The organism is Pseudomonas sp. FG1 (assembly GCF_034313875.1).
Taxonomy (GTDB): Bacteria; Pseudomonadota; Gammaproteobacteria; order Pseudomonadales; family Pseudomonadaceae; genus Aquipseudomonas; species Aquipseudomonas veronii.
This window is the reverse complement of record NZ_JAVIWP010000001.1, coordinates 4,988,790-5,007,297: the sequence shown is the minus strand read 5'-3', so window position 1 is coordinate 5,007,297 and position 18,508 is coordinate 4,988,790. Positions and strand designations below refer to the sequence as shown.

Genomic DNA, 18,508 nt, shown 5'->3' with positions numbered 1-18,508 from the left:
ATGTCTATCGCTTGAAAGAGCGGCGATCCAGCCACTCTTCACGGGTCATTTCCCAGATGTCCCGTGGAAAAATACCCTCGACAAACTCACCTTCGTCTGTCCTGATCAGACGCATGCCCGTGCGTTCTGAAATCCGCCGCGACTTCAGGTTGGGCGCAGCTTTCGGCACGCGCAGCACGGGCCGCTCAAGCACCTCGAACCAATAGGCGGTCACTGCCTCGCTCGCTTCGGACATCAACCCCTGGCCCTGCCATCGCGGCCCCAACCAGAATCCACGGTTATTATCGGGTTCGTCCATCAGGCTGATATTGCCGATCAATTGCTCCGGCGCGCTTTGCAGGCGGATCGCCCAATGCCATTCCTCGCCCCGGGCCATGGCGGGCAACGCGATGTGTTCCAGGTAGTGACGCGCGCCGTCAGCCGGGTAGGGCCACGGCACCAGCGCATTGAGATAACGCACCACTTCCCAATGGGGGAACTGTTGCTGGATGCCCTCGGCATCGTCGAGCGTCAGCGGGCGCAGAATCAGGCGTTGGGTGACCAAGGTCGGTTGCATGGGGGGTTACCAAGTAGCGGTATTCGGCAGGTCCAGTGTTCCACGATCGACAAACCGCATGGTGCCGAACAGCCCGCCGGCCAATTTGCCGCGCAATACGTAGGGCAGGTTGTTCAAACTCTGGGTCTGGCTCAGGCCGAGGGTTTGCCGCAACACGGAAAACGCTGAAACGCTGACCGGCACCATCAGAACCGTCTCGGAAAAGCGTGGGATGCTTCCGCGCTGATCACTCACCCCCGACGCCAGCGGCCGGCCATTGACCTCCAGGTCCAGGGCCACGCCGTTGTAGTCGATCGCCGTTTCATTGGGGTTCTGCACCCGCAGTTTCACGGCGAAGCGCACTTCCAGGTCCTGGCTTTGCAGCGGCTCGATGCCCACCACGTTGATAGTGACCGGGTCGCGATTGGGGAACAGGGCGCAAGCGCTCAAGGTCAGCAGCAGTATCGATAGAACCATGAGCTTGCGCATACGAAGGTGCTCCTAGTGCGTGACGTCCGGGTCTTGCATCACTTTGAGGGTTGAGGACTCCGGATCAAATTCATCTTCTTCCAGCTCTAAGAACTCTTCCGGCAGGAAAATGTTCAGCAGGATTGCACAGAACGCGCCTACGGTGATCGGCGATTCGAAGATGTTGTGCAGCGCCTTGGGCAGGTCGCGCAACACTTCCGGCACGGCGGCGACACCCAGGCCCATGCCCAGGGAGATCGCCACGATCAGCATATTGCGGCGGTGCAGGCCGGCTTCAGCGAGGATCTTGATCCCCGCCACGGCGACGGTGCCGAACATGATCAGCGTCGCGCCGCCCAATACCGGCTTGGGCATCAGTTGCAGCACCGCGCCGATCATCGGGAACAGCCCCAGCAGCACCAGCAGGCCGGCAATGAAGTACGCCACATAACGGCTGGCTACGCCGGTGAGTTGGATCACGCCGTTGTTCTGGGCGAACGTCACCATCGGCAGGCTGTTGAAGGTCGCGGCCATCGCCGAGTTGAGGCCGTCCGCCAGCAGGCCGGACTTGATGCGCTTGATGTACAGCGGGCCCTTGACCGGCTGTTGGGAAATCATCGAGTTGGCCGTCAGATCACCGGCGGCCTCCAGGGGCGAAATCAGGAAGATCACCGCCACCGGGATAAACGCCACCCAGTCGAACGAGAAGCCGTACTTGAACGGCACCGGCACGCTGATCAACGGCACCTGGGGCAAGGCCGCCATATCCACACGGCCCAGCCACCAGGCCACGATGAAGCCCAGGGTCAGGCCGATCACGATCGAACCCAGGCGCAGGAACGGGTTGTTGAAGCGGTTGAGTACCACGATGGTGAGTAGCACCAGCGCGGCCAGCCCCATATTGCTCGCGGCGCCGAGGTTGTCGGCGCCGAAGCCGCCGGCCATGTCGGTGACTGCCACCTTGATCAGCGACAGGCCCATCAGGGTGATGATGGTGCCGGTCACCACCGGGGTGATCAGCTTGCGCAACTTGCCGATGAACTGGCTGAGCACGACTTCGATAAACGCCGCGAAAAAACAGATGCCGAAGATCGTCGAGAGAATCTCATCGGTGCCGCCACCCCGGGCCTTGACCATGAACCCGGCACTGAGAATCACGCTGATAAACGAAAAACTGGTGCCCTGCAGGCACAACAACCCCGAACCGATCGGGCCGAACGTGCGCGCCTGCACAAAAGTGCCGAGCCCCGACACGAACAAGGCCATGCTCACCAGGTACGGCACCTCGCTTTCCAGGCCCAGCACGCCGCCGACGATCAGCGTAGGGGTGATGATGCCGACAAAGCTCGCCAACACATGCTGCAAGGCGGCAAACATTGCGGCAGAGAAGTGCGGACGGTCTTCCAGGCCGTAGATCAGGTCGGATTTATAGCGCGGGCGCGGGGCTTGAGCGTCAGACAAAATGCGGGCTCTGGACAGAAAATGGAGGCGCAGGATGCCAGAAACCGCTGATCGTCAGAAGTGTAAAAAAATATTTATGGAGGCCCTGCGAAAACCGCTGGGCCTGCCGATATCTTTCATAGGCCCACCCAACAATGACAACAAGTGGTGACCAAGGTCAGAGCAGCGTGTTGACGCCAGCTGATCATTCCGCTGCAGGGATGCGCGCAGACACTCCTTCTTGAGAATACCTCTATGTCTCTTCGTCATCTGAATATTGCCCCTCGAGCGTCTCTCGGTTTCGCATTCATTGCGTTGTTGGTGGTTGTATTGGGAGTGTTTGCAGTCAACCGCATGACGCTGATCCGTCAGGCGTCGGTGGATATGAGCAGCAACCAACTGCCCAGCGTGGCCTACTTGGGCAGCCTCACGGAAAACGTGTTGCGCATGCGTATCTTGTCGTTCCGCGTATTGGTCAACCGTGAACCGGCCGCGTTGCAAGAGGCGCAAACGCGCATCGCCGTACTGATCGACAAGGTCAGAGCCGCCCAGGCCGGTTACTCAGCGTTACCTTCCGTGCCTGAGGAAGCGGCCCTGTACAAGACGTTTGTCGGCACCTTGGACAACTACCTGACGGCCCAGGCCGAGATGCTGGCGCTGTCCCAGCAAAACAAGGTCGATGAGATGCGCGCCTTGATCAATACCCGGATCAAGAACGGCACCGATCAGATGGGCGAGCAGTTGAACAAGCTGATCGCCCTCAACTCCGCTGGCGCCAAGCAGACCAGCGAGCAGGCCGGACGCAGCTATGACAGCGCGATCAGTGGGATCGTCGTCGTGGCCGTGGCCGCCGCCTTGCTCACGGTGTTGCTGGCCTGGTTGCTGACCCGCAGCATCGTCACGCCGCTGCGCAAAGCCGTGGAAGTGGCGCAAACCATTGCCGGCGGCGACTTGAGCAAAGTCATTGAAGACGATGGCAAGGATGAACCGGCGCGTTTGATCAGTGCGTTGTCGGCCATGCAAACCAACTTGCGCCAGACCATCCAGCACATCGCCGGTTCGGCCACGCAATTGGCCTCGGCGGCGGAAGAGTTGAGCGCCGTCACCGAAGAAGCCTCCAAAGGCTTGCAGCAACAAAACAACGAAATCGACCAGGCCGCCACGGCCGTCAATGAGATGACCGCTGCCGTGGAAGAGGTGGCGCGGAACGCCGTGTCCACCTCCGAAGCCTCCACGCAGTCCAACCAGGCGGCACGGGAAGGCCGCGACCGGGTGGTTGAGACCGTCGGCGCGATCCAGACCATGACCCAGGATGTGCAAAACACCTCGCTGCTGATCGAAGGTCTGGCCACTCAGGGGCGCGACATCGGCAAGGTCCTCGACGTGATCCGGGCGATTGCCGAGCAGACCAACCTGCTGGCGCTCAACGCGGCGATCGAAGCCGCCCGCGCCGGTGAAGCCGGACGCGGCTTCGCGGTGGTGGCCGACGAGGTGCGGGCCCTGGCCCATCGCACCGCGCAGTCGACCCAGGAAATCGAGAAAATGGTCGCCGGTATCCAGAACGGCACCGGTGAAGCCGTGCAATCCATGCAACAGAGCAACCAGCGCACCCATAACACCCTGGAAATGGCCCGCGCGGCCGGCGTGGCACTGGAGCAGATCACCCAGTCGATCAGCCTGATCAACGAGCGCAACCTGGTGATCGCCAGCGCCTCGGAAGAACAGGCCCAGGTGTCCCGTGAAGTAGACCGAAACCTGGTCAACATCCGCGACCTGGCGACCCAGTCGGCGGCGGGCGCCAACCAGACCAGCGCGGCCAGCCATGAGCTGTCGCGCCTGGCGGTGGATTTGAATGCGATGGTGGCCAGGTTCGTTATCTGAGCCACTTTGCAGTGCAATCCCAATGTGGGAGGGGCTTGCCCCGATAGCAATGGGTCAGTCAACTCATCTACTGACTGATCCAGCGCCATCGGGAGCAAGCTCCCTCCCACATTTGCTCTATGTTGTGTCAGAAGCTATTGCATCCAGGCGCTTGGATTCACCAGGTTTTTCGGCTTCTGACCGGCGAGCGCCGCGAGCAGATTATCCACCGCGCACTCGGCCATCGCTTCCCGCGTCTCATGGGTCGCCGAGCCGATATGCGGCGTGGCCACCACATTGTTCAAGCGCAGCAACGGCGAGTCGTGGGGCAGCGGCTCGCGCTCGAACACATCCAGCCCCGCCGCGCGAATCGTGCGCTGCTGCAAGGCCTCGACCAGCGCGGCTTCATCCACCACCTTGCCGCGGGAGATATTGATAAAGATCGTCTCCGGGCCCATCAGGGCGAATTCTTGCGCGCCGATCAACCGCTCGGTTTCGGCGGTGAGCGGCAGTGTCAGGCAGACGAAGTCTGCTTGTTGCAGCAAGTCGTTCAGGCGACGGTACTGCGCGCCGAACCGTTCTTCCACCTGTGGCTTGGGCGAGTGACTGTGGTAGAGCACCGGCATGCCGAAGCCGAAATGCCCGCGCTGGGCCAGCGCTTCACCAATGCGGCCCATGCCGATGATGCCCAGGGTCTTGCCATGCACGTCGCTGCCGAAATGCGCCGGGCCGATGTTCTTGTGCCACTGGCCGGCACGCACCATATCGGCCAGTTCGACCACCCGGCGTGCGGTGGCGAGGATCAGCGCGAAGCCGGTGTCGGCGGTGGTTTCGGTGAGCACATCGGGCGTGTTGCTGAGCAGGATGCCGCGCCGGGTCAGGTACTCGATGTCGTAGTTGTCGACGCCGACGGACACGCTGGCCACCGCCTCCAGTTGCGGTGCCAGGTCCAGCAACGCGGCGTCCAGGCGCAGGCTCGCGCCCAGCAACCCCTGGGCGCCGGGGAGGGCGTCGCGCAGTTTGGCCAGGCCGGGCGGGTCGAGCGCGTCGATCAGCGTGACCTCGGCGTGCTCATGCAGCCGGGCCATCAGCGGCGCGGAGAGTTTTTTGTACAGAACGACAGACTTTTTCATCAGGTCTTCACCTTTAATTCGAGGGACTGCAACGGCGCGCACTCGCGGTCGCTGGCGCCGGGCTTGAGGAACATCGTCAGCACCACCGAGACCATCAACGCGCCGCTCATCAGCAGGTAAGAGGCGCCGGGGGAACCGGTGCTGCTATTGAGGTAACCCACCAGGTACGAACCGCCGAACGAACCGAGCGCGCCCATGCTGTTGATCAACGCCATGGCGCCGCCGGCGACGTTGGCCGGCAGGATCTCCGGGACAATCGCGAAAAACGGTCCATAGGGCGCATACATGCACGCGCCGGCAATCACCAGCAGGGTGTAGGACCACCAGAAATGTTCGGCGCCGAGCACGTAGGACGCATAGAAAGCGATAGAGGCGATCAACAACGGCGGCCACACAAACCGTTTACGTTTTTGCAGCTTGTCCGAACCCCACGACACCACCAGCATGCCGATCACCGCCGCCAGGTACGGCAGCGCCGACAACCAGCCGGCCTCGACCATGTCCATCTGCAAGCCGGCCTTGAGGATCGACGGCAGCCACAGCACAAAGCCGTACACGCCGATGCTCCAGCAGAAGAACTGCAGCGCGAGGATGATCACCTTGGGCGAGCGAAACGCTTCGGCGTAGTTCTTCACCGCTTTGATCCCCACCTGTTCGGCGGCGAGGGCGGTTTCCAACTGGTGCTTTTCGCTGTCGCTCAGCCACTGGGCATCCTTGGGCCGCTCATCGGCCAGGCGCCACCAGATAAACGCCCACAGCACCGCCGGCAGGCCTTCGACGATGAACATCCAACGCCAGCTGAAATGCTGCACCAGGTAGCCGGACACCACCGACATCCACAGCATGGTCACCGGGTTGCCGAGGATCAGGAACGTATTGGCCCGCGAGCGTTCGGCACGGGTGAACCAGTGGCACAGGTACACCAGCATCGCCGGCATCACCGCCGCTTCGACCACGCCGAGCATGAAGCGAATGGCGACCAGCATGTAGGCGTTGGACACCACGCCGGTCAGGGTGGCCAGGCCGCCCCAGAGGATCAGGCTGACGAAAATCAACTTCTTCACGCTGCGCTTTTGCGCGTAGATCGCGCCCGGCACCTGGAAGAAAAAGTAACCGAGGAAGAACAGTGCGCCGAGCAGGGACGACATGCCGGGTGTGATCATCAGGTCTTCAGCCATGCCGCTGGCGGCGGCGAAACCATAGTTGGCGCGGTCCAGGTACGCCAGGCTGTAGGTGATAAAGACGATGGGCATGATGTACCACCAACGGCGGGTGGCGAGTTTCAAGGTATCCATGGGGTTGCTCCTGAGCTTGTTGTAGTTGTGGCAACAGGGAGTGGGTCAAGCAACGGATCGGGTCGGCAGCTCCGTGCGTGTGGGTAAGCCTTCCATATCGCCGCGGCTCTGCACGGCACGGCTGCCGATCCAGTTGCCGCGGTGTACCGCCTCGGGGAAGCTGAGGTTTTCCAGCAGGGCGCTGATCATGCCGACGGCAAAGCCATCACCGGCGCCGACGGTGTCGACCACTTTGTCCACGCTCACGGCGGCGACAAAGCCTTGGTCCAGTTGGGTGCGGTAATACGCGCCGTCCGGGCCGAGCTTGATGGCCACGGCTTCGGCGCCCTGGTCCAGGTAAAACGCGGCGATGTCCGCCGGGTCGTCGAAACCGGTAAGCAGGCGACCTTCGTTCAAGCCCGGCAAGACCCAATCGGCCAAGCCTGCGAGGGCGTTGATCTCGCGGATCATCTGCTGCTGGCTGGGCCACAGCGCCGGGCGCAGGTTCGGGTCGAACGACACGCTGCGCCCGGCCTTGCGCATTTGCGTCATCAGCTCGCGGGACAACTCGCCGGTGGCCTCGGACAAGGCCGGCGGGATGCCGGTGGCGTGCAGGTGGCGCGCCTGCAGCAGCGCCGGGCTGATGGCCGCGATGGATAAGTGGCTGGCCGCCGAGCCCTTGCGGAAGTACTCGACCTGGGGATCATCGCCGGCTTCTTCGCGGGACTTGAGCTGAAAACCGGTGGGGTGCAGCGGGTCGACCGCCACGTGCCGGCAATCCAGGCCTTGTTGCTTGAGTGTGTCGAGCACAAAGCGGCCCAGGGAGTCGTTGCCCACCCGGCTCAGCCAGGCGACGTTGAAGCCCAGGCGCGACAGGCCGATGGCGACATTGCTGTCGGCCCCGGCGATGCGTTTGTGGAAGTGGCCCACCTGGGCCAGGTCGCCGCTTTGTTCGGCGACAAACATCGCCATGGTTTCGCCGAACGACAGGATATCGATCTCAGACATGGGCGTACTCCGCACGGGGTTGGCCAAGCAGGGCGAGGGTGGCGACCTGCCGGGCGGTGACTTCGACCAGGTCATCGCCTTGCAGCGGGAATTCCACCGCCCGGGTAATACCTTGAGTCATGTGGCCCAGCAGTTGTTCCCACAGATGCAGGTCGGTGGCGCCGGGCGGCAGCGCCACCAGCTTGCCGTCCGCACGACGCGCCACGGCCTTGCAGTGCAGGTAGTCGACATGCCGGCCGAGCAGGCGCGCGGCGGTGAGCGCGGACTGGTCCTGCCAGTGCCAGTTACCGATATCGAACGTCATCTTCACCGGCAGGCCAAGGCGCTCGACTTCGCTGAAGAAACGTTGCAGCGGTTCGATGCGGCCGCCATGCAGGGTCTGGTCGTTTTCCACCAGCAACTTGACCGGGTGGCGGTTGAGCAGGGCGTGCAGGCTGTGCAGGTCGTTGGTGTCGGTGAAGTAGCCGAGGGAGACTTTCAGCCAGCGCGCACCAAAGGCCTGGGCGCGATCAAGGGTCGCGGCGAGCTCGGCATTCGGCTGGGCGCGGCCGGCGACCCACAGTTCCAGCGGCGAAGAGAACACGCACTCCAGGCCTTGTTCGGCCGCCGCCCGGGCCAGTTGTGCCGGTTGTTCAATGGTCAGCAGCTCTTCGCGCCACTCGATGCGCCGGGCACCGGCCGCCGCCAGCAGGGCGACAAAACTCAATTGGCCCTGCTGGCGGACGAGGTCGGCGCCGTAGCTGGAAAGGCTGATGGAGACGGGGTATTCATGCATGATTGTGTACCTCTGAAACCGGTTTCATTTTTCTGCGCAACCTATTGAATTGACGTCCGCGAGGGCTCGACAGCGGCTACGAGGTGGGTTGGGTGGAACCGCGAACGATCAGTTCGGGCAGGAAATCCAGGGTGCGGGCCGGCGCCGTATCGCCGCGCAGGCGCTTGAGCAGGCAGTCGAAGGCACTCGCGCCAATCGCCTGCGTCGGTTGGGCGAGGGCGGTGATGCCGGTGCCCACCAGCGGGTACCAGTCCAGGTCATCCAGGGCGATCAGGCCGACGTCCGCGAACAGGTCGCACTCCAGCGCCTTGAGCGCGCGGGTGCAGGCGAGGGCGGCGATGCCGTTGGCGCAGAACACGGCTTTGGCGCCGGGCTTGGCCAGGAAGCTGCGCAGGCGCTTTTCCAGCGCGCCGTCCAGTTCCAGCACCGTGCCACTCAACGCCGGGCGGCGGGCAATCTCGGCGGTGAAACTGTCAAGGCGCTCCAGGCGCGAACTGGTGCCATCGGTGGCCTCGCTGACCAGCACTATCTCGCGGTAGCCCTGTTGCTCAAGGTGTTCCAGCGCCATGTGTACCGCGGCCGGGTTATCCAAACCCACCAGGTCGCTGTGCAACGGTGCGACCTTGCGGTCCACCAGCACCAGGGGCATTTCCCGTTGCAGTTCCAGCAGTTGTTCGAGGTGGTGGCCGAGGGTGTTCACGATCAGCCCTTCGATGTTGTACGAACGCAGCGCCGCCAGGTGCTGGCGTTCCTGCTCGTCATCGCGGTCGGTGTTGCACACCACCAGGCTGTAGCCGTGCTGGCGGCAGGCGGTTTCGACACCGTGCATCACGGCAATGGAATAGGGGTTGCGGATATCGGCCACCAGCATACCGATCAGGCGCGTGCGTCCGCGTTTCAAGCCACGGGCCATCTGGTTGGGGCGATAGCCGAGTTCGGCGATGGCGTGCTCGATGCGCAGGGCGATGGCGTCGGAGAGCAGGGCGCGGTCGTCGCCGATGAAACGCGACACGCTGGCTTTGGACACGCCGGCGCGCTGGGCGACGTCGAGCATGGTCACGCGGCTGCGCTGGGCGGCAGAGAAACTGTTCACGGTCATCGACCTTCTATTTTTATTGGAATGACTGAAACCGGTTTCAGGAAACCACTAAAGTACGAAAGCCGTCAAGAAGTTGTAGGACAAAGCCAGATAGCCGGTGTGTTCAGGCCAGCACACTTAACCAAGCCGCCGCCAACAGCAGCACGGCCATACCGCGGTTGAAACGCTGCATGGCGCTGGTCGAACGCAACACCCGTGCGGACCCGGCACCCAACAGCGCCCAGGTGCCCAGGCAGGGGATCGATATCAGGAAAAACGCCAGGGAGAGGTACACCACCTGGCTTTGGCGCTCCGCACCATTGCCGGTAAAAACGCTGACTACCGCCAGTGCCATCATCCAGCTTTTCGGGTTGATCAATTGCAGGCTGGCGGCGCCGATCAGGCTCAGGGGTTTTTGGCGTGTATCCGCTTCGATGGCCCGGGTGGGGGCGCTGAAAATCTGCCAGGCCAGGTAATTCAGCCAGGCAATGCCGATCCATTGCATGGCAGTTTGCAGCTTGGGTAGCTGCACCAAGGACTGGCCAAACCCCGAGCCCACCACCAGCACGAGCAGCGCCGCGCCGGCGCAGGCGCCCAGGATGATTGGCAGCGTGGCCCTGAAACCGAAACGGGCGCTGTTGCTCAGTACCAGGATATTGGTCGGGCCGGGGGTAATTGAGGCGACGAAGGCAAACAGCATGAAAGGCAGCAGTGTGGACAGCATGGTGGACGACTCCGATAGACCCATTGATGGCGTCGATCTTCACAAGCCCGCGTATCACCTGTCTGGAAGGTTTGAGCAGCGCTTGCGGTAGGCCGCCGGCGTCAGGCCATAAGCGCGCACGAACCAGCGGCCCAGGTGGCTCTGATCGGCAAAACCCAGGGCGATCGCCACATCGGCCGGTTGTTCACCTTTGGCCAGCAAGTGCCGCGCGCGGGCCAGGCGCAGTTGCACCAGATAAGCATGGGGCGGCAGGCCAAACGCGCTCCTGAACGCACGGGTCAGGCGGAAGCGGTCGACGCCGCAGGCCAGCGCCAGCGCGTCCATGCCCACATCGTGATGCAGGTGGGCATGCAGGTATTCCCGGGCTTTGTGGGCGACCAGCGGCAGGCGTGGGTCGTCACGGTAACGGCTGCGCCAGTGGAGCTGGCCGGTGAGGCGTTCGAGCAACTGGTCCATGGCCCGTTGTCGCACGATGCGCAATTCGCCACTGTGCAGGGTGCGAAAGGCTTGGCTGGTGGCGAGTGCCAGGCGCGGGTCGTTGGTCAAGGTCGCGGCAAAACTCAGCTGGCTGTTGACGGGAGCCTCTTCGAAGACCGCGCTCACTTCCCGCGTCAACCACTGCGGGTCGAGGTAGAGCATATGGTAGGTAAAGCCGTCGGCCGTGGGCGCATCGCCGTCATGCAACTCGCCGGGTTCCACCAGGAACACCTGGCCGGGCACGCTGTTGTGGCGCGTGCGGCGGCAGTTGAATTGCTGCACGCCTTGTTCGGTCACGCCGATCAGGTAGCTGTCGTGCCAATGGGGATCATAGGCGTGCCCCTCGAAATGCGCGCGCAGGGTCTCGATGCCGGTGTCGGCGTCCTGGGACAGATCGATCCAATTGTGCGCGGCCATCACAACACCGAGGCGGAATAGACGATGTTATCTAGCGCCCATCGAGCCGTGGGCGTCTAGAAGGTTTGTGCAGCGTCAATTGAACAGTCCTGCGGCAATATTGATCGAAAAGCCGAGGATCGCCGTGTTGAACAGAAACCCGATCAGCGATTGTCCCAGTACCACCTTGCGCATGCTGCGGGTGGCAACACCCACGTCCGACGTTTGCACGGCGACGCCGATGGTGAAGGAAAAGTACAGGAAGTCCCAATAGTTGGGGGTCAACAACCCCTCGGCAAAGCGCAGCGCCGGCTCTTTGCCGGCCCAGGTGTAATAGAGCCGGGCGTAGTGAACGCTGAAGATCACCCCGATCAACAACCATGAGCCGATGACCGTCAGGCCGGTAAAACCGTAGTGCAACAGCCGCTCGGCGGTGCTCAGGTCCTTGCTGCCGACCAGTTCGAAGGTGATGGTGGCCAGGCTGGCGATGGCCGCGATGCACACCGTGAACAGCACCAGGCCGGCGTTCTCATCCTCGATCTCGGCGATGCGTTTGACGTCTTCGGCCTTGGCGCGGATGGTCAGCCACAGCATCAGCACCAGGTAGATCCAGACGCCGGCATTCCAGCCGATCAGGATTTTGCTCACGAGTGTATCGGCGGGTACCAGGATGCCAACGGCAAGGCCCAGGACGGCGGCGCAAGAGAGGCGAGGGTGGGTGCGGGCGAGGAAGGGCATGGGTGCTCACAACAAGGGCGGTTGTGAGCACCATAGCGCATTTTTGCGCGGGTTATGGACGCTTGCGCACCAGCTTCATGACGACCACAAAGAACACCGGCACAAACACCACCGCCAGCGTCGCGGTGATCATCCCGCCGATCACCCCCGTACCGATCGCTTGCTGGCTCGCCGAACTGGCGCCGGTGGCAATCGCCAGGGGCACCACGCCGAGGATGAACGCCAGCGAGGTCATGATGATCGGCCGCAAGCGCAGCCGCGCGGCCTTCAAGGTCGCGTCGAGCAAGTCTTCGCCCTGCTCGTACAGGTCCTTGGCGAACTCGATGATCAGGATCGCGTTCTTCGCCGACAGGCCGATGATGGTGATCAGCCCGACCTTGAAGAACACATCGTTGGGCATGCCGCGCAAGGTCACGGCCAACACCGCGCCGAGCACGCCCAGCGGCACCACCAGCAGCACCGACGTCGGGATCGACCAGCTTTCATACAGGGCGGCCAGGCACAGGAACACGATCAGCAGCGACAGGCCCAGCAACAGCGGCGCCTGGGAGCCGGACAGGCGTTCCTGCAACGACAGGCCGGTCCATTCCTGGCCCAGGCCCGCCGGCAGTTGGTTGACCAGGCGCTGGATTTCTTCCATCGCCTCGCCCGTGCTGTGCCCCGGTGCCGCTTCACCGGAAATGGCGATGGCCGGGTAGCCGTTGTAACGGGTCAACTGCGTCGGCCCCTGGGTCCACTTGGCTACGACGAACGCCGACAGCGGCACCATCTCGCCGGCCTTGTTGCGCACGTTGATCTTCAACAGATCCGCGACCTGGCTGCGTTGGTCGCCTTCGGCCTGCACCACCACGCGCTGCATGCGCCCCTGGTTGGGGAAGTCATTGACGTAGGTCGAACCGATGGCCGACGACAGTACATTGCCCACATCGGCGAAGGACACACCCAGCGCGTTGGCCTGCTTGCGGTCGACCTGCAGCTGCACTTGCGGCGCTTCGGCCAGGGCGCTTTCACGCACGTTGGCCAGGATCGGGCTTTTTCCCGCAGCGTCCAGCAGTTCGGTACGCGCCGCCATCAACGCCGCGTGGCCGACGCCGCCACGGTCCTGCAGGCGGAACTCGAAACCGCTGCTGGTGCCGAGGCCGTCCACCGGTGGAGGCAGGATCGCATAGGCAATCGCGTCTTTCAGTTCGGTGAACGCCATGTTGGCGCGGTCGGCAATCGCGGCGGCCGAATCGTCGCTGCTGCGTTGCGACCAATCCTTGAGCGTGGTGAACGCCAGCGCCGCGTTCTGCCCGGAGCCGGAGAAACTGAAGCCCATGATCATGGTGGTGTCACCAACCCCGGGCTCTTTGGCGTTGTGCGCTTCGATCTGTTCGGCCACCTGCACCGTGCGGTTCTTGCTCGCGCCCGGCGGCAACTGGATATCGGTGATGGTGTAACCCTGGTCCTCCACCGGCAGGAACGAGGAGGGCAGGCGACTGAACATCAGCCCCAGGCCCACCAGCAGCACCAGGTAGATCAGCAGGTAACGGCCGCTGCGCTTGAGGGCATACGCCACCCAGCCTTCGTAGCGGTCGGTGAGCCGTTCGAAACGCCGGTTGAACCAGCCGAAGAACCCGCCCTTGGTGTGGTGCTCATCCTTGGCGATCGGCTTGAGCAGGGTCGCGCAAAGTGCCGGGGTCAAGGTCAGGGCGAGGAACGCCGAGAACAGGATCGAGGTGGCCATCGACAGCGAAAACTGCTGGTAGATCACCCCCACCGAGCCTGGCATGAATGCCATCGGCAGAAACACCGCCACCAGCACCAACGTAATGCCGATGATGGCCCCGGTGATCTGGCCCATGGCCTTACGCGTGGCCTCTTTGGGCGACAGGCCCTCGCTGACCATGATCCGCTCGACGTTCTCCACCACCACGATCGCATCGTCCACCAGGATACCGATGGCCAGCACCATGCCGAACATGGTCAGCACGTTGATCGAGAACCCGAGCAACAGCATGGTGGCGAAGGTGCCCATCAACGCAATCGGCACCACCAGGGTCGGGATCAGCGTGTAGCGCACGTTCTGCAGGAACAGGAACATCACCGCGAACACCAGCGCCATCGCTTCGAGCAGGGTGTAGACCACCTTGGTGATTGAGACTTTGACGAACGGCGAGGTGTCATACGGGATCTTGTATTCGACATTGGCCGGGAAGTAGCGCGACAGCTCATCCATCTTCGCCCGCACCATGTTCGCGGTGCTCAGCGCATTGGCGCCCGGCGACAGTTGCACACTGACGGCGGTGGACGGCTTGCCGTTCAGGCGTGTGGAGAACTGGTATTCCTGGCTGCCGACTTCCACCCGTGCCACATCGCCGATACGCACGGTGGAACCGTCGGGGTTGGCCTTGAGCACGATGTCGGCGAACTCGGCCGGCGTGGACAACTGGCCCTTGACCAGGATTGCCGCGGTGATTTCCTGGGTCTTGGTGCCCGGCAAGTCGCCGATGCTGCCGGCGGAAACCTGGGCGTTCTGCGCGCTGATCGCGGCATTCACGTCGGCCGGGGTCAGGTTGAAAGCGATCAGCTTCTGCGGGTCGATCCACACCCGCATGGCCCGCTCGGCGCCATACAGCTGGGCCTTGCCCACCCCGTCAAGGCGCTTGAGCTCGTTCATCACGTTGCGCGCCAGGTAGTCGCTGAGCGCCACGTCATCGAGCTTGCCGTCGCTGGAGGTCAGGGTCACCAGCAGCAGGAAGCCGGCGGAGACTTTCTCCACCTGTAAACCCTGCTGGGTCACCGCCTGGGGCAAGCGCGATTCCACGGCCTTGAGGCGGTTCTGCACATCGACCTGAGCCATCTCCGGGTTGGTGCCCGGCTGGAAAGTCGCGGTGATGGTGGCCGAGCCGAGGCTGCTCTGGGATTCGAAATACAGCAGGTGATCGGCGCCATTGAGCTCTTGCTCGATCAGGCTGACCACGCTTTCATCCAGGGTCTGCGCCGAAGCGCCGGGGTACACCGCGTAGATCTCGACTTTCGGCGGTGCGACGTTGGGGTACTGGGCCACCGGCAACTGCGGGATGGCGAGCGCGCCGGCCAGCAGGATAAACAGGGCGACCACCCAGGCGAAGATCGGGCGGTCAATAAAGAACTGCGGCATGGTCAAAGATCCTTATTGGCCGGAAGCCTGGGCGGGCGGCGGCGTGCTGTCATCCACTTGAACTTTTTCACCGGGACGCACGTGTTGCACACCCTCGACGACGATGCGGTCACCGGCCTTGAGGCCGGCGCTGACGATCCAGCGGTCATCGATCACGGCGCCCAATTCCACCGGTTGCAGGCTCACGGTTTGTTCGGCGTCCAACAACAGCACCATCGGGATGCCGGCGCTGTCACGGGTGATCGCACGTTGCGGCACGCTGATGCCTTGGCGGTCGACCGCCTGCTCCAGGCGCACGCGCACAAAACTGCCGGGCAGCAGGTCGAGGTCCGGGTTGGGGAACTCGCTGCGCACGATGATCTGCCCAGTGCCGGGGTCGACGCTGATCTCGGCGAAGAGCAATTTGCCCGGCAGCGGATACAGGCTGCCGTCGTCCTGGATCAGCGTGGCCTTGGCCTGGTCCTGGCCGACCTGTTTCAGGCTGCCGGCGCGGAAGGCGCGGCGCAGCTCGTTCAACTCACGGGTGGACTGGGTCAGGTCGGCGTGGATCGGGTCCAATTGCTGGATGATCGCCAGCGGCGTGGCCTCGTTCTGGCCGACCAGCGCGCCTTCGGTCACCAGCGCACGCCCGATGCGCCCGGAAATCGGCGCGGTGACGGTGGCATAGCCCAGGTTCAGTTTGGCCCGTTCGACGGCGGCCTTGTTCGCGGCGACCTCGGCGTTGGTCTGGCGCAGGGCGGCGCGGGCGTTGTCGTAGTCCTGGCCGCTGATGGCGTTGCCTTCGACCAGTTGGCTGTAGCGCTGTTCTTGCAGGCGCGCCTGGAACGCATTGGCCTCGGCCTTGCTCAGGTTGGCCTGAGCGCTGTCCAGGTCGGCCTTGAACGGGGCTGGGTCGATGCGAAACAGCACGTCGCCCTGTTTCACGTCATGGCCTTCCTTGAACACCCGCTGCATCACCACCCCGGCGACCCGCGCGCGCACTTCGGCGATGCGCGGCGCGGCAATGCGCCCGCTCAGTTCACTGCTGATGGACAGGGGTTTGGCCTCGAGGGTTTCGATGCGGACTGTGGCCAGGGGCGTTGCCGGTGCTTCGGCGGACGACTTGTCACACGCACTCAGGGCGAGTGTCAGGGCCAGCAAGCAAAACGGCGCAAACAGATTCTTCGACATGCTCTTATCCCAATATTGACTGGCGCATCCTAATGCCGTCCGCGCCGCAGTGCTGTGAAGCTGTGTAGGTCGTCTGTGAAGAAATGTAAGGTGCAGCCCACGTTCGGCCGCGGGCGTATATCCTTGCACAACCTTGCAAACACTGAAGATCAAATGTGGCAGGGCGCAAGTCCCCTCCCACGTGGGATTTGTGTAAGACCCATAACCGCATTATTTGGAAACACCATGCCCAACATCCTCCTGGTCGAAGACGACGCCGCGCTCTCCGAACTGATTGCCAGCTACCTGGAGCGCAATGGCTACCACGTCAGCGTGCTCAGCCGGGGTGACCATGTTCGCGAACGCGCGCGGCTCAACCCGCCGGACCTGGTGATCCTCGACCTGATGCTGCCTGGCCTCGACGGCCTGCAAGTGTGCCGTTTGCTGCGCGCCGATTCGGCGGGCCTGCCGATCCTGATGCTGACCGCCCGCGATGACAGCCACGACCAGGTGCTGGGCCTGGAAATGGGCGCCGACGACTACGTCACCAAACCCTGCGAGCCCCGCGTGCTGCTGGCCCGGGTCCGCACGCTGTTGCGCCGCAGCAGCTTGTCCGAACCGCAGGTGGCCAACGACCAGATCGTCATCGGCAACCTGTGCATCGACCTGTCGGAACGCACCGCGACCTGGCGCGAACAGGCGGTGGAGTTGTCCAGCGGCGAATACAACCTGCTGGTGGTGCTGGCGCGGCATGCCGGTGAAGTGCTCAGCCGCGACCAGATCCTGCAACGCCTGCGCGGGATCGAGTTCAACGGCACCGACCGCTCGGTGGACGTGGCCATCTCCAAGCTGCGCCGCAAGTTCGACGACCACGCCGGGGAAGCGCGCAAGATCAAGACGGTGTGGGGCAAAGGCTATCTGTTCAGCCGATCCGAGTGGGAATGCTGAGCCATGTTCCGTGTGCTGCTGCGCCTCTATCTGATCACGATCGTCACCTACAGCGCGGCGATCTTCCTGATTCCCAAGTTGGTGATCCAGGTGTTCGAGCACCGCTACGTGGACTACAACGTCGAACAGTCCCGCGGCCTGCAGAAACTCATCGTCAAGCAATACCAGCGGGCGCCGGTGGAGCACTGGTCCCAGGTCACCGAGCAACTGGGCCGTGACTTCGCGCCGCTCAAGGTCGAACTGCTGCTGCACCAGGACGCCCGTTACACCCCCGAAGAAGAGCAGTTGCTGGCGCAAGGCAAACCGGTGATCCGCCTGGGCGAGTGGGGGTGGATGGCCGAGGTCAGCGCACCGATCAACCCGCAGTTCGCGGTCAAGCTGACGATCCCGCCGGACCCGCTGGACATGAACCTGTTGTACTGGTCGATGAACGTACTGATCGGTGCCGCGCTGCTCGCCTGCCTGCTGGTATGGCTGCGCCCGCACTGGCGCGACCTGGAGCGCCTGAAAAGCACTGCCACGCAGTTGGGCAAGGGGAATTTTGGCGAACGCACGCGCATTCCGCCAAGTTCCAATATTGGCAGCCTGGCGACGGTGTTCGACACCATGGCCGATGACATCGAACACCTGCTGAACCAGCAGCGTGACTTGCTCAACGCGGTCTCCCACGAACTGCGCACCCCCCTGACACGCCTGGATTTCGGCCTGGCCCTGGCGTTGTCCGAAGACCTGCCCCAGGCCAGCCGCGAGCGCCTGCAAAGCCTGGTGGCGCATATCCGTGAGCTGGATGAGCTGGTGCTGGAGTTGCTTTCCTACAGCCGCCTGCAAAACCCTGCGCAGTTACCGGAGCGGGTCGAGGTGGTGCTCGATGAATTTATCGACAGCGTGCTGGGCAGCGTCGACGACGAACTGGAGAACCCCGAGATTGTGATCGACGTGGTGCTCGACTGCAGCGTCGAGCGCTTCAACCTCGACCCGCGCCTGACCGCCCGCGCCCTGCAAAACCTGCTGCGCAATGCCACGCGTTACTGCGACAAACGCATCCAGGTGGGGGTCAAGGTATGTCCCACGGGCTGCGAAATCTGCGTGGACGATGATGGCATCGGTATTCCGCCGGACCAGCGCGAACGCATCTTCGAGCCGTTCTATCGCCTGGACCGCAGCCGCGACCGCTCCACCGGCGGGTTTGGCCTGGGCCTGGCGATCAGTCGGCGCGCCCTCGAAGCCCAGGGCGGCACCCTGACCGCGCAGGCTTCACCGCTCGGCGGTGCGCGGTTTCGTGTGTGGTTGCCGAGTGTGACGGATTAGAAAAACCGGGTGGGAAGGCGCACACTGTGTCCCCGCTTTACCCGAGGAGAGATTG

The 18,508-nt window shown here is 63.3% G+C and carries 16 protein-coding genes; 3 read left to right on the top strand and 13 right to left on the bottom strand.

Annotated features, from left to right (window positions below):
• Positions 1 to 4 precede the first annotated feature (4 nt).
• Genes RGV59_RS22800 through RGV59_RS22790 form a run of 3 tightly spaced genes read right to left on the bottom strand, consistent with a single transcriptional unit; the run spans position 5 to position 2,464 of the window.
• On the bottom strand, positions 5 to 556 hold the full coding sequence (locus RGV59_RS22800) for a GNAT family N-acetyltransferase (RefSeq protein WP_017848401.1): 552 nt from the start codon (positions 554 to 556) through the stop codon (positions 5 to 7).
• Positions 557 to 562: 6 nt separating this feature from the next.
• Positions 563 to 1,024 (bottom strand): LEA type 2 family protein, encoded by a 462-nt coding sequence (locus RGV59_RS22795; RefSeq protein WP_017848402.1) that lies wholly within the window; start codon positions 1,022 to 1,024, stop codon positions 563 to 565.
• 12 nt (positions 1,025 to 1,036) lie between these two features.
• Positions 1,037 to 2,464 (bottom strand): nucleobase:cation symporter-2 family protein, encoded by a 1,428-nt coding sequence (locus tag RGV59_RS22790; RefSeq protein ID WP_046383168.1) that lies wholly within the window; start codon positions 2,462 to 2,464, stop codon positions 1,037 to 1,039.
• A 234-nt stretch (positions 2,465 to 2,698) separates the two neighbouring features.
• Here RGV59_RS22790 and RGV59_RS22785 point away from each other — a divergent pair, with 234 nt between their 5' ends.
• Complete coding sequence (locus RGV59_RS22785; protein WP_126586466.1) at positions 2,699 to 4,324, top strand: methyl-accepting chemotaxis protein; 1,626 nt, start codon at positions 2,699 to 2,701, stop codon at positions 4,322 to 4,324.
• Positions 4,325 to 4,458: 134 nt separating this feature from the next.
• Here RGV59_RS22785 and RGV59_RS22780 read toward each other — a convergent pair whose 3' ends face one another.
• The 10 genes from RGV59_RS22780 to RGV59_RS22735 form a co-directional block, all read right to left on the bottom strand.
• Positions 4,459 to 5,436: an NAD(P)-dependent oxidoreductase gene (locus RGV59_RS22780; RefSeq protein WP_108526588.1), complete on the bottom strand. Its 978-nt coding sequence runs from the start codon at positions 5,434 to 5,436 to the stop codon at positions 4,459 to 4,461.
• Positions 5,436 to 6,731, bottom strand: coding sequence for an MFS transporter (locus RGV59_RS22775; RefSeq protein WP_126586464.1), 1,296 nt, complete (start codon positions 6,729 to 6,731; stop codon positions 5,436 to 5,438). Before RGV59_RS22775 ends, RGV59_RS22780 begins: the two co-directional genes overlap by 1 nt.
• A gap of 45 nt (positions 6,732 to 6,776) precedes the next feature.
• Positions 6,777 to 7,718 carry a sugar kinase gene (locus tag RGV59_RS22770; RefSeq protein ID WP_046483689.1) on the bottom strand — a complete coding sequence of 314 codons (942 nt, stop codon included), beginning with the start codon at positions 7,716 to 7,718 and terminating at the stop codon, positions 6,777 to 6,779.
• Entirely contained in the window at positions 7,711 to 8,493 is a 783-nt protein-coding gene (locus RGV59_RS22765; RefSeq protein WP_017848408.1) for a sugar phosphate isomerase/epimerase family protein, read from the bottom strand. The genes RGV59_RS22770 and RGV59_RS22765 overlap by 8 nt, the downstream gene beginning before the upstream one ends.
• A gap of 76 nt (positions 8,494 to 8,569) precedes the next feature.
• Complete coding sequence (locus RGV59_RS22760) at positions 8,570 to 9,586, bottom strand: LacI family DNA-binding transcriptional regulator (protein WP_026140206.1); 1,017 nt, start codon at positions 9,584 to 9,586, stop codon at positions 8,570 to 8,572.
• A gap of 109 nt (positions 9,587 to 9,695) precedes the next feature.
• Positions 9,696 to 10,295, bottom strand: a complete 600-nt coding sequence (locus tag RGV59_RS22755) for a LysE family translocator (protein ID WP_017848410.1) — start codon at positions 10,293 to 10,295, stop codon at positions 9,696 to 9,698.
• Positions 10,296 to 10,349: 54 nt separating this feature from the next.
• Entirely contained in the window at positions 10,350 to 11,189 is an 840-nt protein-coding gene (locus RGV59_RS22750) for an AraC family transcriptional regulator (protein ID WP_017848411.1), read from the bottom strand.
• 75 nt (positions 11,190 to 11,264) lie between these two features.
• The gene (locus tag RGV59_RS22745) at positions 11,265 to 11,906 is read right to left on the bottom strand and encodes a DUF1345 domain-containing protein (RefSeq protein WP_017848412.1); all 642 of its coding nucleotides are present in this window, start codon (positions 11,904 to 11,906) and stop codon (positions 11,265 to 11,267) included.
• A gap of 52 nt (positions 11,907 to 11,958) precedes the next feature.
• A complete protein-coding gene (locus RGV59_RS22740) occupies positions 11,959 to 15,048 on the bottom strand; it encodes an efflux RND transporter permease subunit (protein WP_102618169.1) in 3,090 nt (1,029 codons plus the stop codon).
• A gap of 12 nt (positions 15,049 to 15,060) precedes the next feature.
• Positions 15,061 to 16,218, bottom strand: coding sequence for an efflux RND transporter periplasmic adaptor subunit (locus RGV59_RS22735; protein ID WP_046483679.1), 1,158 nt, complete (start codon positions 16,216 to 16,218; stop codon positions 15,061 to 15,063).
• A 225-nt stretch (positions 16,219 to 16,443) separates the two neighbouring features.
• On the opposite strand from RGV59_RS22735, the gene RGV59_RS22730 reads away from it, so the two are divergent.
• Positions 16,444 to 17,145, top strand: a complete 702-nt coding sequence (locus RGV59_RS22730) for a response regulator transcription factor (protein WP_017848415.1) — start codon at positions 16,444 to 16,446, stop codon at positions 17,143 to 17,145.
• A 3-nt stretch (positions 17,146 to 17,148) separates the two neighbouring features.
• Entirely contained in the window at positions 17,149 to 18,453 is a 1,305-nt protein-coding gene (locus RGV59_RS22725; protein WP_017848416.1) for an ATP-binding protein, read from the top strand.
• Positions 18,454 to 18,508 lie beyond the last annotated feature (55 nt).